This is a genomic window from Martelella radicis, assembly GCF_014196625.1.
Classification (GTDB): domain Bacteria; phylum Pseudomonadota; class Alphaproteobacteria; order Rhizobiales; family Rhizobiaceae; genus Martelella; species Martelella radicis.
Genome location: NZ_JACIDZ010000012.1, coordinates 70457 through 95450, shown reverse-complemented (window position 1 = coordinate 95450; position 24994 = coordinate 70457). Strand labels below are relative to the sequence as shown.

23 protein-coding genes are annotated in these 24994 nt (G+C 60.9%); 15 read left to right on the top strand and 8 right to left on the bottom strand.

Annotation, left to right across the window (positions count from 1 at the left end):
* Positions 1-103: 103 nt before the first annotated feature.
* The gene (locus GGR30_RS16850) at positions 104-418 is read left to right on the top strand and encodes a hypothetical protein (protein WP_183488494.1); all 315 of its coding nucleotides are present in this window, start codon (positions 104-106) and stop codon (positions 416-418) included.
* 155 nt (positions 419-573) lie between these two features.
* On the opposite strand, the gene GGR30_RS16845 is transcribed toward GGR30_RS16850, so the two are convergent.
* The gene (locus tag GGR30_RS16845) at positions 574-1305 is read right to left on the bottom strand and encodes a hypothetical protein (RefSeq protein ID WP_246413984.1); all 732 of its coding nucleotides are present in this window, start codon (positions 1303-1305) and stop codon (positions 574-576) included.
* A 355-nt stretch (positions 1306-1660) separates the two neighbouring features.
* Here GGR30_RS16845 and GGR30_RS16840 point away from each other — a divergent pair, with 355 nt between their 5' ends.
* Positions 1661-2821 (top strand): glycosyltransferase family 4 protein, encoded by a 1161-nt coding sequence (locus GGR30_RS16840; RefSeq protein WP_183488492.1) that lies wholly within the window; start codon positions 1661-1663, stop codon positions 2819-2821.
* Here GGR30_RS16840 and GGR30_RS16835 read toward each other — a convergent pair.
* On the bottom strand, positions 2818-3282 hold the full coding sequence (locus GGR30_RS16835) for an Lrp/AsnC family transcriptional regulator (protein WP_183488490.1): 465 nt from the start codon (positions 3280-3282) through the stop codon (positions 2818-2820). The genes GGR30_RS16840 and GGR30_RS16835 overlap by 4 nt on opposite strands.
* Before the next feature lie 210 nt (positions 3283-3492).
* On the opposite strand from GGR30_RS16835, the gene trxB reads away from it, so the two are divergent.
* The 4 genes from trxB to GGR30_RS16815 all read left to right on the top strand — a co-directional run bounded on the left by trxB (position 3493) and on the right by GGR30_RS16815 (position 8458).
* Positions 3493-4470: a thioredoxin-disulfide reductase gene (gene trxB / locus GGR30_RS16830; protein WP_183488488.1), complete on the top strand. Its 978-nt coding sequence runs from the start codon at positions 3493-3495 to the stop codon at positions 4468-4470.
* 20 nt (positions 4471-4490) lie between these two features.
* The gene (locus tag GGR30_RS16825; RefSeq protein WP_024709085.1) at positions 4491-5387 is read left to right on the top strand and encodes a LysR family transcriptional regulator VtlR; all 897 of its coding nucleotides are present in this window, start codon (positions 4491-4493) and stop codon (positions 5385-5387) included.
* Between the two features lie 816 nt (positions 5388-6203).
* Positions 6204-7319, top strand: a complete 1116-nt coding sequence (locus GGR30_RS16820; protein ID WP_183488486.1) for an alkene reductase — start codon at positions 6204-6206, stop codon at positions 7317-7319.
* Between the two features lie 44 nt (positions 7320-7363).
* Positions 7364-8458 (top strand): calcium:cation antiporter, encoded by a 1095-nt coding sequence (locus GGR30_RS16815; protein ID WP_183488484.1) that lies wholly within the window; start codon positions 7364-7366, stop codon positions 8456-8458.
* A gap of 4 nt (positions 8459-8462) precedes the next feature.
* Here the strand turns inward: GGR30_RS16815 and GGR30_RS16810 are convergent, their stop codons facing one another.
* Positions 8463-9485, bottom strand: a complete 1023-nt coding sequence (locus GGR30_RS16810; RefSeq protein WP_183488482.1) for an NAD(P)H-binding protein — start codon at positions 9483-9485, stop codon at positions 8463-8465.
* Positions 9486-9584: 99 nt separating this feature from the next.
* Here GGR30_RS16810 and GGR30_RS16805 point away from each other — a divergent pair, with 99 nt between their 5' ends.
* Positions 9585-10496: a LysR family transcriptional regulator gene (locus GGR30_RS16805; RefSeq protein WP_183488480.1), complete on the top strand. Its 912-nt coding sequence runs from the start codon at positions 9585-9587 to the stop codon at positions 10494-10496.
* Here GGR30_RS16805 and GGR30_RS16800 read toward each other — a convergent pair.
* Together GGR30_RS16800 and GGR30_RS16795 are read right to left on the bottom strand one after the other, a co-directional pair.
* Positions 10472-11608, bottom strand: coding sequence for a transporter substrate-binding domain-containing protein (locus GGR30_RS16800; RefSeq protein ID WP_183488479.1), 1137 nt, complete (start codon positions 11606-11608; stop codon positions 10472-10474). The two genes, GGR30_RS16805 and GGR30_RS16800, sit on opposite strands and share 25 nt — an antisense overlap.
* A gap of 125 nt (positions 11609-11733) precedes the next feature.
* Complete coding sequence (locus GGR30_RS16795) at positions 11734-12936, bottom strand: pyridoxal phosphate-dependent aminotransferase (protein ID WP_183488477.1); 1203 nt, start codon at positions 12934-12936, stop codon at positions 11734-11736.
* A 344-nt stretch (positions 12937-13280) separates the two neighbouring features.
* On the opposite strand from GGR30_RS16795, the gene GGR30_RS16790 reads away from it, so the two are divergent.
* The 4 genes from GGR30_RS16790 (at position 13281) to GGR30_RS16775 (ending at position 19435) form a co-directional block, all read left to right on the top strand.
* Positions 13281-13649 carry a hypothetical protein gene (locus tag GGR30_RS16790; protein WP_183488475.1) on the top strand — a complete coding sequence of 123 codons (369 nt, stop codon included), beginning with the start codon at positions 13281-13283 and terminating at the stop codon, positions 13647-13649.
* A gap of 180 nt (positions 13650-13829) precedes the next feature.
* The gene (locus GGR30_RS16785; protein WP_183488473.1) at positions 13830-15191 is read left to right on the top strand and encodes an NAD(P)-dependent oxidoreductase; all 1362 of its coding nucleotides are present in this window, start codon (positions 13830-13832) and stop codon (positions 15189-15191) included.
* 13 nt (positions 15192-15204) lie between these two features.
* The gene (gene preA, locus GGR30_RS16780; protein ID WP_183488471.1) at positions 15205-16518 is read left to right on the top strand and encodes an NAD-dependent dihydropyrimidine dehydrogenase subunit PreA; all 1314 of its coding nucleotides are present in this window, start codon (positions 15205-15207) and stop codon (positions 16516-16518) included.
* Between the two features lie 232 nt (positions 16519-16750).
* Positions 16751-19435, top strand: a complete 2685-nt coding sequence (locus GGR30_RS16775; protein ID WP_183488469.1) for a bifunctional diguanylate cyclase/phosphodiesterase — start codon at positions 16751-16753, stop codon at positions 19433-19435.
* Positions 19436-19439: 4 nt separating this feature from the next.
* Here GGR30_RS16775 and GGR30_RS16770 read toward each other — a convergent pair whose 3' ends face one another.
* Together GGR30_RS16770 and rutR are read right to left on the bottom strand one after the other, a co-directional pair.
* A complete protein-coding gene (locus tag GGR30_RS16770; protein ID WP_183488467.1) occupies positions 19440-20357 on the bottom strand; it encodes a glycosyltransferase family 2 protein in 918 nt (305 codons plus the stop codon).
* A 74-nt stretch (positions 20358-20431) separates the two neighbouring features.
* Positions 20432-21067: an HTH-type transcriptional regulator RutR gene (rutR, locus tag GGR30_RS16765; protein WP_183488465.1), complete on the bottom strand. Its 636-nt coding sequence runs from the start codon at positions 21065-21067 to the stop codon at positions 20432-20434.
* A 260-nt stretch (positions 21068-21327) separates the two neighbouring features.
* Here rutR and GGR30_RS16760 point away from each other — a divergent pair, with 260 nt between their 5' ends.
* The 3 genes from GGR30_RS16760 (at position 21328) to GGR30_RS16750 (ending at position 23236) form a co-directional block, all read left to right on the top strand.
* Entirely contained in the window at positions 21328-22581 is a 1254-nt protein-coding gene (locus GGR30_RS16760; protein ID WP_183488463.1) for a Zn-dependent hydrolase, read from the top strand.
* Positions 22582-22587: 6 nt separating this feature from the next.
* Positions 22588-22935 carry a hypothetical protein gene (locus GGR30_RS16755; RefSeq protein ID WP_183488461.1) on the top strand — a complete coding sequence of 116 codons (348 nt, stop codon included), beginning with the start codon at positions 22588-22590 and terminating at the stop codon, positions 22933-22935.
* A 76-nt stretch (positions 22936-23011) separates the two neighbouring features.
* A complete protein-coding gene (locus tag GGR30_RS16750) occupies positions 23012-23236 on the top strand; it encodes a hypothetical protein (RefSeq protein WP_183488459.1) in 225 nt (74 codons plus the stop codon).
* A gap of 14 nt (positions 23237-23250) precedes the next feature.
* Here GGR30_RS16750 and GGR30_RS16745 read toward each other — a convergent pair whose 3' ends face one another.
* Entirely contained in the window at positions 23251-23439 is a 189-nt protein-coding gene (locus GGR30_RS16745; RefSeq protein ID WP_183488457.1) for a hypothetical protein, read from the bottom strand.
* A gap of 100 nt (positions 23440-23539) precedes the next feature.
* Between GGR30_RS16745 and hydA the strand changes: the two genes are divergently transcribed.
* Positions 23540-24994, top strand: a complete 1455-nt coding sequence (hydA, locus tag GGR30_RS16740; RefSeq protein WP_183488455.1) for a dihydropyrimidinase — start codon at positions 23540-23542, stop codon at positions 24992-24994.

Sequence of the window (24994 nt, the reverse complement as noted above, 5' to 3'; positions counted from 1 at the left end):
GCGTGTGATCGGCTCACCATGACGGGGACCGGCGAACGCGGCCGGCCAGCATGTGCGCTTCTTGATGGACGACGCATGCGGACCAATTGGCACGGAGAACAGAATGTTTGAACACAAGACGTCCCCGAGTGATCTGCTCGACCGCCTGCGCCCTTCTCAAAAGACGCCGGTGGAACGTGCGGGATCTATGGTGCGTGGCGAAGTCGACGCTTTGGGACGCACTGCACGGGAACACCCAGCGGCAAGCGGCTCCGCGCTGGCTCTTGTCGGGCTGGTGGCATTTGGTCTCGGTTTCCTTGCCGGCAATGCCAGAGGCGAGGCCTCGGTTCCGCGCAAGCGGCTGTTCAGGACAAGACGAAGGCCCGGCAAGCCGCTCTATAGCGGCCGCAGCCCCTTCTTCTCCGGGCGGCGGCGCTAGAGCGCTTCAGCCTTTCATGGAAACGCATAACCGCTCTATCTATTTGTTTTGACGCTTTCTCGCGGGCGGCGGATGTTTCCATATGACAGCGAAATGCTCAAAGGCGCACCCGCCCTTCAGGCCCCGCGCGGCGTCTTTAGGCAAGTCTCTGTCGGTCAGCACCAGTGCTCGTCAATCCAGGGGGTCGGTCGCGCATATTTGTAGATGCGCTTCCACGGCGTAGACAGCGGCCATTTTCCGATCGCCGCCTCGTCTGGATCTGGCTTGCCGGTGAACGCGACGATCTTGGTACCCTCTGGCAGAGGCGGCGTGCGGAAAAAGTTGAGCGGCCATGTCGGTACAAGCGTGTGCTTGAAGCTCACGCACCATTCGTGCGGCCAGAACACCATCTTGTCGACAACATCCGAGATGTAGACCTGCTCGATCCCGTATTTTTTCCGGATCGCTTCGCCCTTGCTCTCGAACTCGTTGAAGATATGGGTATTTTTTCCGACGTGCCAGCGAAAAACCGAGGTGTTGCCGATACCCTGCCCCATCTGCGTCCAGTTTTCGCAGGCGCAGAAAGTGCCCGGCTTGAAATCGAACATCGCATCAAGATGGCCAGTGATGACGATATCGAGATCGAGAAACAGCACGTCGCCCGAAAGATCGGCAAGCGGCGCCTGCCACAACGAAAGCTTGCGCCAGGGCGTATAGGCGATGTCGTCAGCAATCTTGATCTCGGGAAGCGGAAAGGTCGCGACCGCATCATCCACGCCTTCGGCGTCATCGGTAAAGCAGACCAGTCGCGTCGGGCGCGTCGTGTGCCGCTTGATCATCGACCAGAGGCGATTGACATAGAGAGCGGGATAGCGCGTTCCCCATTTCATGCATACGACGGTCTGCAAAGGGCATCATCCTATCAATATCGGCGGTTTCCAACCCCGAGGGCGGCAAGCCTGCCCGGAAGTGGACGCCAAAATTGGTTACGACTTTTTTCGTTTCTGTCTTTGAACAAAGCCAAGGCAAAGGCAACTGCCCAGGCACGCTCATGATGTGGAAAACGATGGCTTCCACCCGGCCCTTAAAACACCCAGTTATGAAAAAAGGATTTTTCGGTTACAACAAGATCATTGCGAAGGAGGCGCCTCGAACGCCCGCCGCAAACCATGCGGCGGCAGTCTGCAGCCGCTTCGGCAAAACTATACCCACAAGCCGCACCACGTCCAGAGGGTGCCGGACCATTCTTCCTCCGGCACGCGCATGAGCGAAAGAGTACAGATGATGGACCGCCCACCCCGAATCCTCCAGCTTCTCCCGGCCCTGGGCGATGGCGGCGTCGAGCGCGGCACGCTCGAAATGGCAGCCTACCTCGCGCGAAAGGGCTTCGAGAACTGGGTGGCGAGCGATGGCGGCGCGCTTCTGGCGCCGCTTCGGGAAACGGGCGCGCACCATCTCAACCTCAAGGTCGGCAAGAAATCACCCTTTGCCATCAATGCCAATGCGAACAGGTTGGCCAATCTGATCGACGCGAACGAGATCGACATCGTTCACGCGCGAAGTCGAGCGCCGGCCTGGGTCGGCTGGCTCGCCGCGGGGCGGGCCAACCGCAGGCCGCGTTTCCTCACCACCTTTCACGGCGTCTACAGCCACGGCAACCGTTTCAAGCGGGCCTATGCCGGCGTGATGCTGAAAGGACCGCTGGTCGTCGCCAATTCGGCCTTTATCCGTGATCATATCATGTCGGTCTACGGCTTTCCGGAAGAGCGGATCATCCTCGCCCCGCGCGGGGTCGACACGTCCGTTTTCGATCCAGAAAAGGTCAGCGAAGAGGACAAGGCGCTTGCGCGCGCCGAACTCGGCGCGGGAGAAGATCAGCCGCTCATCGTCATCGTCGGGCGCATCACCGACTGGAAGGGACATCGTTACCTGATCGAATCACTCGGCTTTGCCGAAAACCGGCATTTTCGCCTGGCCATCATCGGCTCAGGCAGTGCCAGCGTGATCGGCGAACTGGAAACGCTGATTGCCGAACTGGACCTATCCGGCCGCGTGACGATGACCGGCAGCCGGCGCGACATTCCCGCCGTCATGGCAGCCGCCGACATCGCGGTCTCCGCTTCGATCCGCCCCGAGGCGTTCGGGCGGGTCGCAATCGAGGCTCAGGTGATGGGCACCCCGGTGATTGCCACCAATCACGGCGGCAGCCTCGAAACGGTAATTGACGGCAAGACCGGCTATCTTGTGCCGCCGGCCAACCCGAAGGCCTTTGCCGCCGCAATCGACACGGCGCTGGCCGATCCGGAAGGACTGAAGGAAATGGGACGAGTGGCCCGCGCCCACGTGCTTGAAAACTTCACCGTCGAAACCATGCTGGAGAAGGAATTCTCGGCCTATGAGAGACTGATGGCCGAGCGCGACTAAAGCGCGACAAGCCCTTCCTTCTTCACCTGACGGATGGTCAGCATGGTGCGCACCGTGTCGACATGCATGTTGGTGGTCAAAACCTCGATCACGAAATCCTGAAACTGCATCAGGTTCTCGGCGACGCAATGAAGCAGGAAATCGGTTTCGCCCGAAGTCATCCACGCTTGGCGCACGATCGGCCAGTCATCGGTCGCCTTGGAAAAGGCCTTCAACTCGGCCTCCGACTGGTGCTTGAGCCCGACCATGCAGAAGGCGACAAGGTCGAATCCGAGACGCGGCGCGTTCAGCATTGCATTATAACCCTCGATGACGCCCGCCTCCTCGAGCCTGCGTACGCGCCTGAGACAGGGCGGCGCGGAAATGCCGACCCTTTCTGCAAGCTCGACATTGGTCATCCGACCATCGCGCTGAAGTTCGCGCAGGATCTTGAGATCGACGGAATCGAGGTCGGCGCGCATTGATTTCTCCTGAGGCGGATCGGGGACGCGTTTGGCTATGGAGCGAGCAATAATATTACAACACTCCGCAGGATTCTTTCAACTGACCGAAATGGTCTGTTGGTAGCACCTCCATGGCCTTGAAACTGATGCCCGTCCAGCCATAAATGAGCCGAGACGCTGAATTGAGCGGGCGTGCCCGCGTCAAAGGCCGCGCTGAAAGGATTTGAAATGCCCGACCATCACACAAAGGTTCTGATCATCGGCTCCGGCCCGGCCGGCTATACCGCTGCGATCTACGCCGCGCGCGCGATGATGAAGCCGATCCTGATTGCCGGACTGGAACAGGGCGGACAGCTGACGATCACCACCGATGTCGAGAACTATCCGGGATTCGCCGACCCCATCCAGGGACCTTGGCTGATGGAGCAGATGCTCGCGCAGGCGGAAAATGTCGGCACCGAAATCGTCAACGATGTCGTCACCAGGCTCGATCTTTCCAAGCGTCCCTTCACCGCCACGACCGACAGCGGTGAGGTCTTCACCGCAGAGACCGTGATTCTCGCCACCGGCGCCAAGGCCAAGTGGCTGGGCCTCGAAAGCGAGGAGACCTTCAACGGCGGCGGCGTCTCGGCCTGCGCCACCTGCGACGGCTTCTTCTACCGCGGCAAGGATGTGGTGGTTGTCGGCGGCGGCAATTCCGCCGTCGAGGAAGCGCTCTATCTTGCCAATATCGCAAAGACGGTGACGGTCGTGCACCGGCGCGACGAGTTCCGCGCGGAAAAGATTCTGCAGCAACGCCTGTTTGCGCTCGAAAACGTCAAGGTGATCTGGAACCATGCGGTCGAGGAAATCGTCGGCACTGCCGCAGTTCCGCCGCTGCCGCCCTCCGTCACCGGCGTCAGGCTGAAAGATGTTAAGAGCGGCGAAAAGACCACGGTCGATGCCGACGGCGTGTTCATCGCCATCGGCCACGCACCGCAGGTCGACCTGATCAGAAACCAGCTCGAGTTGAAGCAGAATGGCTATCTGTGGACCGAACCGGGCACGACGAAGACCAGCATCGAAGGCGTCTACGGCGCCGGCGACGTTACCGACGACAATTATCGTCAGGCGGTAACGGCGGCTGGCATGGGTTGTATGGCCGCACTTGAGGCCGAGCGCTTCCTGACCGAACAGAAAACCGGTACACTGGCGGCCGCGGAGTAGAATTTATGAAAAGCACGAGCATGCCTCTGGATTGGGACAAGCTGCGCATCTTCCATGCGGCAGCGGAGGCGGGCTCGTTCACCCATGCGGCAGACAAGCTGCATCTGTCCCAATCGGCGATCAGCCGGCAGGTCTCGGCCCTCGAACAGGATGTCGGCGTCAAGCTGTTCCACCGCCATGCGCGCGGCCTGATTCTCACCGAGCAGGGCGAGCTGCTTTATCGCACCGCCCATGACGTTCTCCTGAAGCTCGAGGGTGTTCGCTCACGGCTGACGGAGACCAAGGAAAAGCCTTCCGGCAAGCTGAGGGTGACGACGACGGTGGGTCTCGGTCAGGGGTGGCTCACCGACAAGGTTCAGGAATTCCTTCAGCTCTACCCCGACATGCAGATCCAGCTCATCCTCGACAATGAGGAGCTGGACGTGAACATGCGCCATGCCGATTGCGCGATCCGCCTGCGCCAGCCGCAACAGCCGGACCTGATCCAGCGCAAGCTGTTCACCGTGCACATGCATGTCTATGCCTCGCCGTCCTACATCAACCGTCACGGCGAGCCGCAGTCGATCGAGGATCTCGACAATCACCGCATCATCACATTCGGCGAGCCGGCGCCGGCCTATCTGCTCGATGTGAACTGGCTGGAGATCGCCGGGCGCTCGCCTGACAATCCGCGCCCGGCGCACCTGCAGATCAATTCGCTCACCTCGATCAAGCGCGCGGCGCTGCTCGGCATCGGCATCGTCATGCTACCGGATTATATCGTCGGGCGCGACCCGGGCCTTCTGCAACTCGTTACTCACGCGGATGTACCGAGCTTCGACACCTATTTCTGCTATCCCGATGAAATGAAGAATTCGGCCAAGCTCAAGGTATTCCGCGATTTCATCGTTGCGAAATCAAGGAACTGGAGCTTCTGAAGCTCTTCACCGCCTGAAACGATTCGTTTTTCGCGCTCTGCGACCAGGCCCGGCAGGCCGGCCGAGGGCTTTGTTTGTTCAAGGCAAGCCGCATTTTGGTGTGGCAATATCCGCGCAGCGCGGCAACCGGTGGCGGACAGACCATTTCAACGCCAAAAAAGACTGTTTTTTGTGCAATTTTCCTATCTGCTTTCTTTTAGTCAATTTTGGCTGCAAATTTCGTTTCCTGCATGGCAGCCATGCAGAAAATCGCATTGAAGAATGCCTAATTTGGGAGCATATCGCACATAGCTGATGCAGTTGGTGCCCAATTTCTCCCTGGTGCACCGCAGCAGCTGTTCCCCTCTGGAGGTTTTGAGAGACCTTCTAACTCAAAGGGCCCCGTTTTTCGGCGGCCCTCTTTTTTTGCCCGCGATTCCCTGTTCTTTTTTTTCGCATTTCGCGATGAAAACTGTTGCAACGCGCACAAAAAAGAACCATATGCTGAGTTAGCTGATGCATACGGCGACGACTCGTTGAGTCTCGCTGCAGCAGCTGTTCCCCTCTGGAGGTTTTACCTTCACACCTAACAAGGGCCCCGTTTGGAGGCCCTTTTTTTTTGCCTCGCGTCAAGGCCGGGAACCGGCAGCACCCTTCGGCACTTCAATACGTATACGCTTTCTTGTCTTTTTGTGGTCTAGAACGACAAGACCTTTCGAGGTGACGGCGGCGCAATGGCTTTCGAAGGGCTTTTCGGGACCATTGCAAAATTGCGCATACGTCTGGCGTAGGCTACACAGGACAAAGCTTCGAGGGCCCGAGACGGAAAGGAATTGAATGGCCAATCTTTTTGATCCCATCACGATCGGCGACGTCACTCTCGAAAACCGCATCATCATGGGTCCGCTGATGCGCAACCGTTCCCCCGATGCCGTTCCGAACGAGCTCAACGTCGAATATTACCGGCAGCGCGCCTCCGCCGGCCTGATCATTTCCGAGGCAACGGCAATCACCGAACAGGGCCAGGGCTATTCGCATGCGCCGGGCATTTACAGCGATGAGGCCGTCGAAGGCTGGCGGCATGTGACGACGGCAGTGCACGAATCGGGCGGAAAGATCTTCTGCCAGCTCGTCCATGTCGGGCGTATCTCGCACAAATCGCTGCAGCCTTTCGGTGACCCGCCAGTCGCCCCATCGCCCATCCAGGCGCGAGCCAAGACCTTCGTCGTCTATTCCGACGGCAGCAGCGATTTCATCGAAACCTCGATGCCGCGTCAGCTCAAGCCCTATGAAATCTCCAGCATCATCGAGGATTTCCGGCGCGCCGCCGCCCGCGCCATGGAAGCCGGGTTCGACGGCGTCGAAATTCACGGCGCCAATGGATATCTCGTCGACCAGTTCCTGCGCTCCGGCGCCAATCAACGCACCGACCTCTACGGCGGCCCACTGGAAAACCGCGCGCGCTTCATGTTCGATGTTGTCGGCGCAATCTCGCGCGAGATCGGCCCCGGCCGCACCGCCATCCGCCTGTCGCCCGTCGCGCCGTCGAATGATATCCACGACGACAAGCCCCAGGCGCTCTTCAACTATCTGGCAAGCCAGCTCAGCGCCTATGATCTCGCTTATGTTCATGTCATCGAGGGCGCGACCGGCGGCGACCGCGTCTACCAGCAGGGGCCAGAACCGTTCAATTACGAGGAAATGCGCGAGACCTACTACCGGACCGATGGCTCCGGGGCCTGGATGGTCAATAATGGCTACGACCGGCAGCTCGCCATCGATGCACTGGAAAAGGAGCGTGCCGACCTGATCTGTTTCGGCCGCCCGTTCGTCGCCAATCCCGATCTTGTGCGCCGCCTGCGGATCAATGCGCAGCTCAATGCGTTGGATCAGAGGACGCTGTTCGGCGGTGATGAGAAGGGCTACACCGACTATCCCGTGCTGGGCGGCTGAAAATCGCACGCCCTTCGGGGCGACAGAACAGGGTCGCTCGAACAATGTTGAAATTTCTGCGTGGTGAAATCCTGCTTCTGCAGGCGGTTCCGATGGCCCTGTTCGCCTATCTGTTCGAGCATGCCGTCATGGAGGCCGGCCAGCTCTTTGCCCTGATGGGTGCCGCCGTGCTGATCGTCTCGATCGCCTGCGCCTCCATGCGCGTCGCGCATCACGCCGAGATCCTCGCCGCCAAGGCGGGCGAACCCTACGGCACGATGATCCTGACCCTCTCGGCCGTGCTGGTCGAGGTGCTGATCCTGGTGATCATGATGCAGCAAACCCAGCAACCGACGCTCGTCCGCGACACGATCTACTCGGCCGTCATGCTCGATATCAACGGCATTCTCGGCCTCGCCGCGCTGATTGGCGGGCTGAAGCACGGCGAGCAGCCCTATAATGACGATTCCGGCCGCACCTATTCGGTGATGATCCTGACCGCCATGGGCATCTCGATGATCGTGCCGGATTTCGTGCCTGCGGAAAGCTGGCACTACTATTCGGCCTTCACCATCGTCGCCATGCTGGCGCTCTACGCCGTATTCCTGAAGATGCAGGTCGGCCAGCACAGCTATTTCTTCTCCTACCGCTATCCAAAGATGCGGGCGGGCGCGGAGCAGAGCGCGGCCGATGAGGAGGAGCACGGGCCGACGGCGCTTTCGGTCGGCGTGATCCTGGCCGGCGTGGCGCTGATCGGCCTTCTGGCGGAGTTCATGTCCGCCCTTCTTTCCGACGGCCTTGAGGGAACCGGCGCGCCGCTGGCGCTGACGGCGATCCTCGTGGCATCGATCGCGGCAGGGCCGGAGATTCTGACCGCGCTCCGGGCCGCGCTTAAGAACCGAATGCAGGCGGTCGTCAACATCGCGCTCGGCGCATCGCTTTCGACCGTGATCCTGACCGTGCCGGTGGTCGAGGCGATCGCGCTTTTCACCGGCCAGCCCTTCACCATGGCCATGACCCCGGTTCAGATCACCATGGTCGCCATCACGCTGGTCGCCGCCGCCATCAATGTCAGCGACGGCGAGACCAATGCGATCGAAGGCATGACGCATTTCGTGCTGTTCGCAACCTTCATCATGCTCTCCTTCCTGGGGCTTTGAACTTTCAGGCAGCGCTCGGCTGCCTTGCGCCATCCTCCTCCGGCGTCATCGCGCCGAGATCACCGAGCGCGCGCCTGACCGCCTCGTCGAGCGGCGTACGCGGCTCGTGGCCGAGCACCTTCACCAACCGGTCATTCTTCATGTGCATCGGCGTACGCCAGAGATAGCGGATCTCGAGGACTTCACGCATCAACGGCATGAAGGGCGCGAGCAGGGGCACGAGGAACCAGGGAAACGGGCGGGCAGGCAGGTCGGGGTTGTTTGCTGCGCGTCTGATCGCCTCGATCATCCCAGTCCCGTCTTCGTCCCAATAGCCCTCGAAGTGAAAATTCGCATAGGCCGGAAGTTCGCGGGCACGGGCATCCAACGCGGCAAAGGTCTCGCCGAGGTCCGGCAGATAGGCCCATTGATGACCGGTTCCGGGCGCGCTCAGCCGCGTGACCGAACGGAGCGGCTTTCCGGGCTTGACCATCTGGCCGAACCAGCTATTGGCCCCGCTTGATCCGCCGAAGAAGTCCCCTGCCCTGACGAGAATGACCTGCGTGCCGTTCCAGGCCGCTTCCCTGAGCCGCGCCTCCACCTCGATACGGATGCGGCCCTTGCGGGTCGTCGCGTTCTGCGGGCTGTCTTCCGTCGGCCCAGGCAGAGCGTCCGGCCCGAAATTGTAAACCGTGCCGGGGAACAGGATACGCGCGCGATTGGCCTTGGCCGCGGTGATGGTGTTGTCCAGCATCGGGAGCACGAGCTTCTGCCAGTTGCGGTAGCCCGGCGGGTTGACGCCGTGGAAGATGAGGGTCGCGCCTTCGGCCGCCGCCATGACATCTTCAAGCTTCATGGCGTCACCGGCAACCCATTCATAGGCCGGGAATTTGCGCGTCTGCTTCTCGTGATTGCGGTTCATCGCGCGGATGCGATAGCCGCGCCGGTGCAGCGCTGCGGCTACCGCGCCGCCGACGCCGCCGCTGGCGCCGAGGATAAGGGCGAGCGGGCGCGTCACGAGCGCATTGGGGGAATTGGTCTCAGTCATCGGTCCAGTCCTTTATCGTGTCAAAAACCAAAGCCATGATCGGAGAAATCTTATCAAAACGGAATTGTATAAAAATGTACCGATGCTATACATATTTGTATGGAAAGAATGAGTTGGGATCACTATCGAACCTTGCTGGCCGTGCTCGATACCGGCACGCTCTCCGGCGCGGCGCGCCGGCTCGGACTGACGCAGCCGACCGTCGGCCGCCATATCGAGGCGCTGGAGACAGAAGCGGGCCAGCAATTGTTTACCCGATCGCAGCGCGGGCTGGAGCCGACGGACACGGCGCGCGCCATGCGCCATCTTGCTGAGGCCATGGCCGCTTCGGCTGATGCGATCCGCCGGACGGCATCGGAAAGCCGGAGCGCTGTTGCAGGCAGCGTCAGGATCAGCGCGTCCGATGTCATCGCGATCGAAGTCCTGCCCGAAATTCTTGCCCCGCTGATGGCAGCCCATCCCGCGCTCGATATCGAAGTCTCGGTCTCCGACGCGGTGGAGGACATTCTGGCGCGCAAGGCCGATATAGCCGTCAGGATGGTGGAACCGACGCAAGACGCGCTTCTTGTGCGCAGTATCGGCGTGATCCCGATCGGCTGCTTCGCCCGCCGGGAGGTGATCGAGCGTCACGGTGCGCCTGCCAAACTCGCAGATGTCGCCGACGTTCCCACCATCGGCTTCGATCACGAACTGGTCTATATCCGCGAGGCGCTGAGCGCCTTCGGCGACATGACGCTCCCTGATTTCGACTTCCGCTCCGACAGCAACCTGGCGCAACTGGCGGCGATCCGCGCAGGATGCGGCTTCGGCTTTTGCCAAGCGCCGATCGGCCGCCGCGATCCGCGTCTTGACGAGGTGCTTGTGGGACAGGTGCCGCTCAGCCTGCCTCTCTTCGTGGTGATGCACGAGGACTTGCGCCATTCGCCGCGCTGCCGGGTCACCTTCGATGCGTTGGCAAACGGGTTGAAGGCCTATCTTGCGTGGGATCAGCGTCCGTCCGACGGCAGGTAGCGATCGACGATCAGATGCCATTGTTCGCTCGCCAGCGTCGACAGGATGGCGATGTTGATCGCATCGCGCTTCGGATCATTCTGCGGCAGGATTAGGCCGTAATTCTGCTGAGAGAAGGAAAGCCCGGCCAGATAGAGGCCGGAATAATTGCGAAGGCCCCATTGCAGCGCCGCCCGGTCATAGACGAAGGCGTCGATCTCGTCGCGCGCCAGCGCGTCGAGGCCGGCGTTCACATCCGCAAAGTCGCGCGCGTCGATATGCAGGATATCGAGTTCAGCGGATGCCGACGAGCCGGCGACCGTGCCAACATCGAGGCCGCCGAGATCGCCGACGGTCTCCATCGCACTGGTGTTGATCGACGAAGTAAGGCCGGCGGCAAGCTGCGCGGTCGTGATCGCCGCCAGGATCAGGGCCGCAAACATCCAGAACATCGCAAGGAGTCGACCGAGAAAGGTCACCGGTGCCTTGTCGCCATAGCCGACCGTGGTCATCGTCACCGTCGCCCACCAGAAACCGGAGAACACCCCGCGTGCCGGCCGCGGTTCGAACTGTTCGGGATTGGCCCGTCGCTCCAGAAGCCAGATCAGCGCGCCGATGATGAAGACGGGGCCGGTCAAAAGGCCGAGCATGTAGAGAAAGGCCGGCGAGGTCAGCAGTTCCAGCATGAAGCGCGGGCCGAGCCGGTCGACGAGCCGGACCGCGACGCCGACGCTGCCGCTGTAATAGGGCTGGGAAAAGTCGATCACCGCCTCGTCGCGCGCATTGATCGGAACGGGGCCGATCGCCGCGCCAAGCGTTCCGTCCTCAACCCTTGCGACCATGTCGGCCGGATCGGTCTCGACGAAGCGATAGTCGATATCAAGGCTGCGCCCGAGAGCATTCATCATGTCGACGCCGAGCCCGTACCAGGACCCGTCGCGATCCTTCATCACGAAGGGCGGCACGGCATGCACGCCGACCGCCACGGGAGCCTGTTCGGCGGCCGCCGTCTGGTCCGCCGGTTGTTGCGCCCAGATGGCGCCGGCCGGCAAGAAAAGCAGCAGCAAACTGACCAGTCGGAGCAACGCCGCCATGGCGGACAGGCTGGATACGGAGAAGAAGCTCAGTTTCATGACATCCCGGCTCGATGGTGAACAACCACGGCTATAGCGCCAATGACATTGCCTGTTAAGCGCGACCGGCACGAAAAAGGGCGCGCCGCCGGCGCGCCCCTTGATGCATTGAGCGACCGTCTTGCTTACTTGCAGGCGGCGCAGAAGCGCTGGATGCGATTGCAGGCGTCTTCCAGCTCGGCTTCCGAAGTCGCATAGGAGATTCGGAAGTTCGGGCCGAGGCCGAAGGCCGAACCGTGGACCACGGCCACGCCTTCGGATTCCAGAAGCTCGGTGACGAAATCCTCATCCGTCTCCATCACCTTGCCGGTCGGTGCGGTCTTGCCCATCAGGCCGGCGCAGGAGGGATAGACGTAGAACGCGCCTTCGGGAACCGGGCATTCAAGACCGGTCGCCTGGTTGAGCATGGAAACCACCAGATCGCGGCGTTTCTCGAAGGCAGCCTTGCGCTCGGGGATGAAGTCCTGCGTGCCGTTCAGCGCCTCGACGGAGGCCCATTGCGCGATCGAGCAGGCGCCGGAGGTCTGCTGGCTCTGGATCGTCGTCATCGCCTTGATCAGCACTTCCGGTCCCGCCGCATAGCCGATACGCCAGCCGGTCATGGCATAGGCCTTCGAAACGCCGTTCATGGTGAGCGTGCGGTCGTAGAGGCCGGGCTCGACCTGAGCGGGCGTGACGAACTCGAAATCGCCATAGGTCAGGTGCTCATACATGTCGTCGGTCAGCACCCAGACGTTTTCGTGGCGCATCAGCACGTCGGTGAGCGCTTTCAGCTCGTCATGGGTATAGGCGGCGCCCGACGGGTTCGACGGCGAGTTGAAGATGAACCACTTGGTGTTGGGCGTGATCGCCTTTTCCAGGTCTTCGGCCTGCAGCTTGTAATTATTTTCCTTCGTCGCGGAAACGAAAACCGGCGTGCCGCCGCAAAGCGCCACCATTTCCGGATAGGACACCCAGTAGGGCGCCGGAATGACGACTTCATCGCCGGGGTTCAGCGTAGCCATGAAGGCGTTGAACAGGATCTGCTTGCCGCCCGTGCCGACGATCGTCTGCGAGGGCTTGTAGTCGAGATTGTTCTCGCGCTTGAACTTGGCGACGATCGCCTCGCGCAGCGGCTGGATGCCGGGCACCGGCGTGTACTTCGTCTCGCCGCGATTGATCGCCTCGATGGCGGCCTGCTTGATGTTGTCCGGCGTATCGAAGTCGGGTTCGCCGGCGCCGAGGCTGATGACATCGCGCCCTTTCGCTTTGAGGTCGCGTGCTTTCTGCGCCACGGCGATGGTGGCAGAGGGCTTCACACGAGAAAGAGCGTCAGCAAGAAGGGCCATTTTCAATGTCCTGATGTCTAGATTGAACCTTGGAAAGCCGCCGGATCGCGGCATATTTTCCAAGTAGCTGGTCTAAGCCCAATTTGCCCGCCGTTTCAAGCGCTATCCTCGGTTCCTGCCCAATTCCGGGCCGGTTGTGCCCTTCGAGAAACGCCCTCTGGCGCGGCATTGCGAAATTCAGAGCCAATCCGCCTTCGCCAGCCGCCGGTAACCATGCCACGATTCCGCCTCAAAATGGGTCCCCTTCAACCAATTTTGATCCAGAAGCGGTCGCAATTCCATGGCCTTTTGGCAGACGCGGAACGACCCGATGAAGGAGAAGGTCAATGTGGACGACAACGCAAATGTTGAAAACGGTTCGATCGAAGGCGTCAAGGCGCTGGCTTGCGGCCATGGCGTTCATGGGCATGCCAGCGCTGATGGCGATGGCTCCCCTGCAGGCAGCGGCTCGAACCGGCTTCGAAAACGCACCGATTTCGGCAGCCGACCCGGCATCGACTTTCTTTTCCGAATACCTGCCGTTTTCGGGTTCTTCCGGCAGCGCCTATCAGGAGATCATCAATCACGCCCTTGCCCGTGATCTCCTGATAGGCGCGATGCTGGCGATCGCAATCGCTATGGTCGCCGGCGCGTCCTTGCTTTGGCGGGAAAACGTCAACCATCTGAGGGAAGACGCCGACCGCAAGAAACGCGGCGCACTCGACATTTTCTGATCAAGACTGCTTCCGACAGCCGTGCTCGGCTTGATGCCGGACGCGCCAGACCACGCCGAGCCGCCTTCCCTTTTCCTTCAGGATGCAGCGCGCATCGGCGGCCAAAACTTTTACCGTTTGATAAAATTTTTATTTCGCGGTAGCATTTCCTCAACAACGTTAAAAACGGGGAACATTGCGATGCGAAATCCGGAACCTGCCTTGAAAGGCGGGCGCCTTGCGCCCGACGATTATCACAAGAATTTTGCCGACCTGCACCCGCCGCTCGACCGGCATGAGGCGGCGGTTGAGGCCGATCGCTGCTATTTCTGCTACGACGCGCCCTGCATGACGGCCTGTCCGACGGCGATCGACATTCCGCTGTTCATCCGCCAGATCTCCACGGACAATCCGCTGGGCGCTGCGAAGACCATCTTCGACCAGAATATTTTCGGCGGCATGTGCGCCCGCGTCTGTCCCACCGAAACGCTGTGCGAGGAAGCCTGCGTGCGCAACACGGCGGAGGAAAAGCCCGTCGAGATCGGCCTTCTCCAGCGCTACGCCACCGATACGGCGATGGAAAAGAACACGCAGTTCTATACACGCGCCCACGAGACCGGAAAACGCGTCGCCGTGGTCGGCGCCGGGCCAGCGGGTCTTGCCAGCGCCCATCGCCTCGCCATGGCCGGCCATGACGTGATCGTGCTGGAAGCCAGGGACAAGGCCGGCGGCCTCAATGAATACGGCCTTGCCGCCTACAAGACGGTCGATGATTTCGCCCAGAAGGAAATCGCCTATCTCTTGGAAATCGGCGGGATCGAGATCCGGGGCGGCCAGATGCTCGGGCGCGATTTTACCCTCGAAGAGCTGCGCCGCGATTATGATGCGGTCTTCCTCGGCATGGGCCTTGGCGGCGTCAACGAACTCGGCATCCCCGGTGAGGACCTCGGCGCCTGCGAAAACGCCGTCGATTTCATCGAAAACCTGCGCCAGGCAGACGACCTCTCGACCGTCTCCGTCGGCTCTCACGTCGTCGTTCTCGGCGGCGGCATGACGGCGATCGATGCCGCGGTCCAGTCGAAGCTCCTCGGCGCCGACGAGGTGACGCTCTGCTACCGCCGCGGCGCGGATGCCATGGGCGCTTCGCAGTTCGAGCAGGACCTTGCCGCCTCGCGCGGCGTCTTCATCCGCCACTACCTCGCGCCGAAGGAAATCATCGGCGAGAACGGTCGCGTCTCCGGCGTGCTGTTCGAGCATACGGAAATCCGCGACGGCAGGCTCGTCGGCACCGGCGAGACCGGCGTGATTGCCGCCGACCACGTATTGAAGGCGATCGGCCAGACCTTCGTCACCGAACATCTTGAAGGGCTTAAACTGGAGAACGGTCGCATCGCCGTCGACGCCGAGGGCCGGACGTCGCTTCCCGATGTCTGGGCCGGTGGCGACTGCATCAAGCGCGGCGAGGACCTGACCGTCACCTCCGTCCAGCAGGGCCGCGACGCCGCCATTTCCATCAATCTCGTTCTCGCCGGCGAAGCGCCGCTGGCAAGCGCCGTGGCTTAAGGAGAGCAAGGACATGGCTGATCTTTCCAACAATTTCGTCGGTATCAAGTCGCCCAACCCGTTCTGGCTCGCCTCCGCTCCGCCGACGGACAAGGCCTATAATGTCGAGCGCGCCTTCCGCGAAGGCTGGGGCGGCGTCGTGTGGAAGACGCTGGGCGAGGAAGGCCCGCCGGTCGTCAACGTCAACGGACCGCGTTACGGCGCGATCTGGGGCGCCGACCGCCGGCTGCTAGGCCTCAACAATATCGAGCTGATCACCGACCGCGATCTCTATCTGAACCTCCGCGAGATCAAGGAAGTGAAGATGCGCTGGCCGGACCGCGCCATCGTGGTCTCGATCATGGTGCCGTGTGAAGAGGAGAGCTGGAAGGCGATCCTGCCGCTGGTGGAGGAAACGGGAGCCGACGGGATCGAGCTCAATTTCGGCTGTCCCCACGGCATGTCCGAGCGCGGCATGGGCGCTGCCGTCGGCCAGGTGCCGGAATATGTCGAGATGGTGGTGCGCTGGTGCAAGCAGTATACGCGCATGCCCGTGATCACCAAGCTGACGCCGAACATCACCGATATCCGTCACTCGGCCCGCGCGGCCCATCGCGGCGGCACCGATGCCGTGTCGCTGATCAACACCATCAATTCCATCGTCTCCGTCGACCTCGACACTTTCGCGCCCAACCCGACGGTCGGCGGCAAGGGCACGCATGGCGGCTATTGCGGCCCGGCGGTCAAGCCGATTGCGCTCAACATGGTGGCGGAAATCGCCCGCGATCCGGAGACCGCCGGCCTGCCGATCTCCGGCATCGGCGGCATCACCACCTGGCGTGACGCGGCCGAATTCATGGTGCTTGGTGCCGGCAACGTCCAGGTCTGCACCGCGGCGATGACCTACGGCTTCAAGATCGTCAAGGAAATGATTTCCGGGCTTGAGGCATGGATGGATTCCAAGGGCTTCAGAACGCTGGACGAAATCTCCGGCCGCGCCGTGCCCAATGTCACCGACTGGCAGTACCTGAACCTCAATTCCATCACCAAGGCCCGGATCGACCAGGACGCCTGTATCAAATGCGGGCGCTGCCATATCGCCTGCGAGGACACCTCGCACCAGGCGATCACGGCGATCGTCGACGGCGAGCGCCACTTCATGGTGAAGGAAGAGGACTGTGTGGGCTGCAATCTCTGCGTCAATGTTTGTCCCGTCGAGAACTGCATCGACATGGTGACGCTTGCGCCGGGTGAAACGGACCAGCGCACAGGCAAGACGGTTTCCGCCGACTACGCCAACTGGACATCGCACCCGAACAACCCGATGGCAATCAAGGCGGCCGAATAGGCAGGCGTTCACAAGTAAATCAGAAAGCCGCGGCGTCATTCCGACCCGCGGATTTTCTGTAACCTCTCTACAAATTTCATATTTACTTAAATAGTAATTCTTAATATACTTTATATAGCATGTGATTCTTATGTATAAATTAATGGGAATTTCGTTTTTACATTGATTTCACACCGCGAATTCCTGCAGCATGGCGACCGGCACGCGACAGCAGACGGGAGCAGGCGGGAGAATGCTGAAGCCGGAGAAACGGCGACCCCAAAAAAGGTTCTGGCTCATTCCGAGCGATCTCCTTGCTCTGGCCGTGGTCACGCTGGTGCTCGGCTCGATGCTTCTCGCCAACCGCCAGGCCGAACGCAACTTCACCCAGAACCTTCGCCTGAAGACCTCGGAACGCATGGCGGTTTCCACGTCGCAGCTTGAGGCTGACCTTGAGGAGAACCTCAAACTCGTCGAAGGACTTGGCCTTGCCCTCTCGATTGAGCCGGAAATCGACGCCAACCGCTTCGGACGGCTGGCCGACAAGCTGATCGAGGGTCACAATGCGATCGCGAGCATAGCGCTGGCGCGTGACCTCAAGATCACCATGGTCTATCCGCTGGAGGAAAACAGCGAAGCCATAGGCCTCGACTATCGCGACCGGCCGGAGCAGCTCGCCGCAATACAAAAGGCGCTTTTGCAGCGCGGCCCGGTCGTAGACGGTCCGATCCCGCTGGTTCAGGGCGGCTCAGCGCTGCTCGCCTATTATCCTCTCTTCGACGGCGAGGAGAGCCAGGTCTGGGGGCTTCTCTCCGCCATCGTCGACCTTGAGGATCTGCTCGCCGATCGCACGATCACCGAACGCTATCCCGACCTTGAACTGGCCCTCGCCAAGAACGATGCCGGCGGCTCTCCGGTCGAGGTGCTCTTTGGTCCGCCATCGGTATTCGAAGCGGATCCCGTGACCCAGCCGATCGATCTCGCCAATACGCAATGGACGCTCGCCGCCGCGCCAAGGACCGGCTGGACTCAACCGGCCCGAATGGCTGTGCCTCGACAGGTTCTGATCGGCACGATCGGCTTTGTCATCATCGCGGCCGTCGCCGGCATCGCCCATCTCCTGCGCCTGCGCCTGCACACACTGACCAAACTCGGACGCCTGTCGAGGCGCATGCAGCTTGCGCTCGACACATCGAAAATCGGTGTGTGGGAGATGGACGTGGCAAGCGGCGAGGCGATCTGGGACCAAAGGATGTACACGCTCTACGGCAGGACGCCCGATTGCGCAGAGGCCCCGATGCAGATCTGGTTCGACCGTCTCCATCCCGACGACCGGCAGAAGGAAAGAGCGAGAATGGAGATCACCGTTGCGGAAGGAAAGGAGTTCCGCAACACCTTCCGCATTGTGATGGATGACGGCGATATCCGCCACATGCAGGCTTTCGGGGCCTTTTTCAGGGATCCCGGCGGCAATGAACAGGTGGTCGGCGTCAACTGGGACATCACCGAAGACGTCAGGCTTCATGAAGACCTGAAACGGGCCAATGTCGAGGCTCGCCAGAAAAACCAGGCGTTGGAGGAGGCCCAGAAGGTGCTGCGTCACAATGCACTCCACGACGCGCTGACCGGGCTCGCCAACCGCCGCTATCTCGCGGAAGCCTTTTCCGACAGGAAAAAAGGCCAAAGCCCCGAACTGACCGAACCGCCCTATGCCGTTCTTCATATCGATATCGACCGCTTCAAGGAGATCAACGACACGCTGGGGCACGCCGCCGGAGATGCCATGCTGCGTCATAGCGCCAACATGCTGCGCAGCATCGCCGGCTCCAGGGACTTTCTGGCGCGGATCGGCGGCGATGAGTTCACACTCGTCACCCACTGGAACGGCGATGTCGAGCGGCTGACGCGTCTGGCGCAAGAGATCATCCGGGCGCTTGGCAGACCGCTGAACTATGGCGAACATCAGGTGCGCGTCAGCGCCAGTGTCGGCATTGCCTGGATGGACGAGGACACCGTCAACATGCGCGACGCTCTGGTCAATGCGGGCATCGCGCTTTACGAGGCCAAGCGCATGGGGCGCAACCAGTTCGTGATCTTCGACGCCACGCTGCGCAATATCGCGATCACCAACAAAAAGGTGGCGGATGAACTGCTTGCCGCCCTTGAAGACGATCAGTTCGAGGTTTTCTACCAGCCGCAGATATCCGCGCGCACACTGGAAATCCAGGGGGTCGAGGCGCTTGTGCGCTGGCGCCACCCGACACGCGGCCAACTTGCCCCAAGTCATTTCATCGGCACCGCCGAGACAACAGGCTCGATCGCGCGCATCGATGCGGTCGTGCTTAAAAAGGCCAGCGCACAGTTCCAGGCCTGGCGGCAGGATGGGATCGCGCTCCCTCATATCTCGGTCAACATCTCCGCCCAGCGACTGATCGACCCGGCCCTGCTTCAAAGCATCGCCGAAAGCCAACTCGATCCGGGCCAGCTTTGCATAGAGCTGCTGGAATCGATTTCCTTCGACGATCAGGACACCAGTCTGGAAACCGCCGTCAGCGCCATAAAATCGTTGGGCGTGGACGTCGAAATCGACGATTTCGGCACCGGTTATGCATCGATCCTCAGCCTGCTGTCCCTGTCGCCCAAGAGGCTCAAGATCGACCGGCAACTGGTGCTTCCGATCACGACCGGCCAGAGCCAGCGGCGTCTCGTGGCATCGATCGTCGAAATCGGCAAGGCGCTGGGTATCGAGGTCATTGCCGAGGGAGTCGAAACGGCAGAGCACGTTCGCATCCTGCGCGAACTCGGCGTTGACAGCTTCCAGGGGTATTTTTTCGCTCCGCCACTAAGCGGCAACGCGCTGGAGAGTTTCGTGCGAGAGCGCGGGTGGTTTCGGTGCCTGGGCGAGGGACCGGAACGGTTCGAGGATGCGTCGGAATGAAGGTTCAGACCGTGCGGGTTTGCGCCAACGCCGCTTCAGCCCTTCGCCTGCATGCTCCAAGATATCGGTCAAGAGCCTTCCGGTCCTCACCTGCCGCAGATCGCTTTTTCCAGGCGTAGGCCTTTGCCAGAACCTCAAGCCCGTCCGTCAGCGCATCGCGCGTCAGCGGCGACGGCGCGATCCACTGCAGCAGAGGCGCAAGCGCGGCGCATTCCCGTCCGCTGAGGCAGGGATAGAACAGGGCAAGGATGCGAGCCCGCATAACCGACAATTCCGCGTCGACGGCCGGGACGGACTGACTTTGCTGCCGGGCGTGAATGCGGTGCCTCAGCAGCACCGCATCGATATTCGCGAACCGACCGCCGCACAGCAAGACCTCCGCGAAATAGCCCCAGTCTGCCGCCTGTTTCAAAGCGGGACGGAAATGAAGGCCGTGTCTTTGGGAGAACCCGCGACGGAACATCACGGTCGGGTTGTAGACATGACCAATGCCGGCCAGCAAACCCGCCTTGATCTCGCCGTCTCGAAGCGGAACCCTCGCTTCGCCGGCCCCTTGCCCGAAGAGAGACATCATCCCGCCCAGCACGGTCACCGTCCGATGTCTTTCCAGGAACTCCGCCTGTTTTTGCAGGCGGTCCGGGGGCGCGACGTCGTCCTGGTCCATGTGCGCGATATATGTTCCGCCCGCAAGCCGATGCCCTTCATTCGTAGCAATCGCAGAGCCGCCGTTTTCGGCCAGGCGACGGTAGACAATCCGCCGGTCCGAAAACCGCGAGACCATTTCGCCGGAGCCGTCATGCGAGGCATCATCGATGATGACCAGTTCGAAATCGGCGTAGGTCTGGCAGAGCATCGATGAAATGCTATCGAAGAGAAACGCCTCGCCATTATAGACCGGCATGACGACAGAGACCTTCGGCATAGGCATGACCACCAAAGCACCAACAGATATCAACCATAGCGTGCTCTGACGAAAAATGCCACGGCCTTTGATGCTCAGCGCATACCAAGACCGTTGATAAACAGGGTCTCAAGATAGCGCGCGGCATCCTCGAACCTGCCCTCGCCCGAAAGTCCCTCGCCCAGCACCGCGCGCACCTGCACGTCGAAATCCGCATAGTGCTGCGTCGTCGCCCAGATGGAAAAGATCAGGTGATAGGGATCGACCCTTCGCAGCTTGCCGGCGTCCTGCCAGGCACGAATCACCTTGGCCTTCTCGTCCACCAGATCCTTCAGCTCGCCCTTGAGAAAGGCCTCGGTATTGGGCGCGCCCTGCAGCACTTCATTGGCGAAAAGCCGGCTTTCGCGCGGATAGTCCCGCGCCATTTCCAGCTTGCGGCGAATATAGGAGCGGATCTCCGAGGCCGGGTCCTTGTCGACATCGAAGACGCGCAACGGATCGAGCCAGATGTCCATCACCCGGGCGACGAGCGCTGTAAACACGGCCTCTTTCGAGCGGAAATAATAGAGGACGTTCGGCTTGGACATACCCGCCGCCTCGGCGATCTGATCGACGGTCGCCCCCCTGAAACCGTTTGCGGAGAACACATCCAGAGCGGCCTCAAGGATCAGTTCTTCCTTGGCCTCCTGTATCCGCGTCCGCCTTTGCGTCCGCCCCGCCCGTGGTGTCATTTCCACTCCTGTCGCCTCTCGTCCTGCGCTGCCACCCGCAGCTATTTTGCACAATTTCGAATCTAGCCTAAACTTTAGGCCATTTTTCCGAAAAATGATGGCGGATTTTGATGTTGATCACTTGAGCCTTGGCGCGGAAGTTGTAAAGTTTACCAAGCGGTCAAAAACGTGACCGATCCAAACAAGAAAGGCAATGCCCTTTTTCGCCGGTAACAAGATCGGCCTGGGCAAAGCCTCGGGAACAGAAACGGGGAACAGTCATGGCAGCCTTTGCAGGCGAGAACATGCGTATCAACGGCGACCGCCTCTGGGACGCGATCATGGAAATGGCCAGGATCGGACCCGGCATCGCCGGCGGCAACAACCGCCAGACCTTGACCGACGAGGACGCGGAAGGTCGCGCGCTCTTCCAGAAATGGTGTGACGATGCCGGCCTCACCATGGGCGTCGACAAGATGGGTTCGATGTTCATGACCCGGCCCGGCACCGATCCCGACGCCCTGCCCGTCTATGTCGGCAGCCATCTCGACACCCAGCCGACCGGCGGCAAATATGACGGCGTGCTCGGCGTGCTGTCCGCGCTCGAACTGGTGCGCACACTGAACGACCTCAATATCAAGACCAAGCATCCGATCGTGGTCACCAACTGGGCGAATGAGGAAGGCGCGCGCTTCGCCCCCGCCATGCTCGCTTCCGGCGTTTTCGCCGGCGTCCACACGCTCGACTATGCCTATGACCGCAAGGATCCCGAAGGCAAGGCCTATGGTGACGAGCTGAAGCGCATCGGCTGGCTGGGCGAGGAAGAGGTGGGCGCGCGCAAGATGCACGCCTATTACGAATACCACATCGAACAGGGCCCTATCCTGGAAGCGGAGAAGAAGGAAATCGGCGTCGTCACCCACTGTCAGGGGCTGTGGTGGCTGGAATTTACGCTGACCGGCAAGGAAGCCCATACCGGCTCCACGCCGATGGCCATGCGCGTCAATGCAGGCCTTGCCATGGCCCGCATTCTGGAAATGGTGCAGAAGGTGGCCATGGACGCGCAGCCGAACGCCGTCGGCGGCGTCGGCCAGATGTTCTTCAAGCCGAACTCCCGCAATGTTCTGCCCGGCACCGTCACCTTCACCGTCGATATCCGCACCGTTGACCAGGACAAGCTCGACGGCATGCGCGCGGCGATCGAGAAGCAGGCGGCGCAAATCTGCGATGACCTCGGCGTCGGCTGTTCGGTCGAGCCGGTCGGCCATTTCGACCCGGTGACCTTCGATCCGGAGCTTGTGAAGAATGTCCGCGATGCCGCCGTCGAACTCGGCTACAGCCACATGGACATCGTCTCCGGCGCAGGGCACGATGCCTGCTGGGCCGCCAAGGTCGCGCCTGCCACCATGGTCATGTGCCCCTGCGTCGACGGGCTGTCGCACAACGAGGCCGAGGATATTTCCAAGGAATGGGCCACCGCCGGCGCAGACGTGCTGCTGAGGGCGGTGTTGAAGACGGCGGAGATTGTGGAGTAATTTCCAATGCACCTCGCCAACTCAGTTACGTTAAGCCTTGTCTGCCTCAGCTTCTGGTCGGCACCCGCTCTAGCGTTCGATCCGAACGGCTGGTGTCTTCCGGCAGATGCATGCATGGGAAGCATGAAACCGATTTCCGATTTTGGCTATGACGATTGTGAAGGCACATGCAGGCTCGGCGCGCCGGTTGAGGTGGTCGGTATGAATGCAACATTGTTCGACAGGACTTGCAAAGGCGATTGGGGAGCAAACACTGAACGCGTTCTGTTTATTGAGATTGGCGGCCCGGATAGCAACCAGACGGCATTCATGCTCACAAATAGCGGGATCGAGGAGCTAAAGCGATGCCTCTAGGCGGACAAAACCGGGCAGATTGTGAGGCCAATGGTTTGGCGCTATATTGCTGTCTCAACGCGATGGAAAAACGCACATGTCACCTGCAACAGAGAATCTTGTTCTTGAGCATCTCCGAGCGATCCGCGCCACGCAAGATCGGCACACGGAAGAATTGCTTGAGATCAAGGGCAGGCTTGGCATTATCGAAAGCCAAATCGGCATTCTTACTGCGCAATATGCAAGTCTCTCGAATCGCCTTGATCGGGTGGACGAGCGCATTTCACGCATCGAGAAGCGGCTCGACCTGGTCGACGGATAGCCGCCGCTCCTTTTTCACCACTGGCAACACAGCATGAAAAGCAAACCGAAGGACGCAACACCGGCTCTCCGATCGCGCGGCTTCATCGGCGCGAAACCGGCCTCGACCGTCAGCGGCGGGGCGGCGGTCGCGCCGCAAGCAGGCGAAGCCGCCAGAAGCCGGGGCAGCATCAGCCCCAGCGTCGGCGCCGCACCTTCGGACATGAACCAGAACACCTATCCGCGGGGAAAATACCGGCTGAAATAGACATCATGAAAACGAGAAGCGGAAAACCGCCCGTTTGAAAATCAAGGGAACAGCATAATGAGCACAGTTATCAAGGGCGGCACCATTGTCACCGCCGACCTCACCTACAAGTCCGATGTGAAGATCGAGGACGGCCGGATCATCGAGATCGGCCATGATCTTTCCGGCGACGAGACACTCGACGCGACCGGCTGTTTCGTCATGCCCGGCGGCATCGATCCGCATGTGCATCTGCAGATGCCGTTCATGGGTACCTATTCCTCGGATGATTTTGCCAGCGGCACGCGCGCGGCCGTTGCCGGCGGAACCACCATGGTCGTCGATTTCTGCTTGCCGGATCCCGGCCAGTCGCTGTTCGACGCGATCAAGCGCTGGGACAACAAGTCGACCAGTGCGACCTGCGACTATTCCTTCCACATGGCGATCACCTGGTGGGACAAACAGGTGTTTGACGAGATGGAAGCGGTCGTCAAGGAGCACGGCATCAATACCTTCAAGCATTTCATGGCCTATAAGGGCGCGCTGATGGTGAATGACGACGAGATGTTCGCCTCCTTCCAGCGCTGCGCCGAGCTCGGCGCCATGCCGCTGGTGCATGCCGAAAACGGCGATGTCGTTGCCAGCATGCAGGCCAAGCTGATGGCCGAGGGGAATAACGGCCCGGAAGGCCACGCCTATTCGCGCCCGCCGGAAGTGGAGGGCGAGGCCACCAACCGCGCTATCATGATTGCCGACATGGCTGGCGTACCGCTTTACGTGGTTCACACCTCCTGCGAACAAAGCCACGAGGCGATCCGCCGCGCCAAGCAGAAGGGCATGCGGGTCTATGGCGAGCCGCTGATCCAGCATCTGATGCTCGATGAAAGCGAATATTTCGACAAGGACTGGGACCATTCCGCCCGCCGGGTGATGTCGCCGCCCTTCCGCAACAAGCAGCATCAGGACTCGCTCTGGGCCGGGCTGCAATCGGGCACGCTGTCCTGCGTGGCGACCGACCACTGCGCCTTCACCACCGAACAGAAGCGCTACGGCGTCAACGACTTCACCAAGATCCCGAACGGCACGGGCGGGCTCGAAGACCGGCTGCCGCTTCTGTGGACCTATGGCGTTTCGACCGGCCGGCTGACGATGAACGAATTCGTCGCCGTCACCTCCACGAATATTGCAAAAATCCTCAACATGTATCCGAAGAAGGGCGCTGTTCTGGTGGGCGCTGATGCCGATCTCATCGTCTGGGATCCGACGCTGGAAAAGACGATTACCGCCGAGACCCAGGTTTCCGCCATCGATTACAACGTGTTCGAGGGCAAGCATGTGAAGGGCCTGCCGCGCTTCACGCTGTCGCGCGGCAAGGTCGTGGTCGAGGAGACCACGCTGAAGACCGAGGAAGGACACGGCAAATACGTCAAGCGCGAGCCTTACCCGGCCGTCAACAAGGCGCTCTCCACCTGGAAGGACCTCGTTGCCCCGCGCAAGATCGAGCGCGCCGGCATTCCGCCGTCAGGAGTCTGA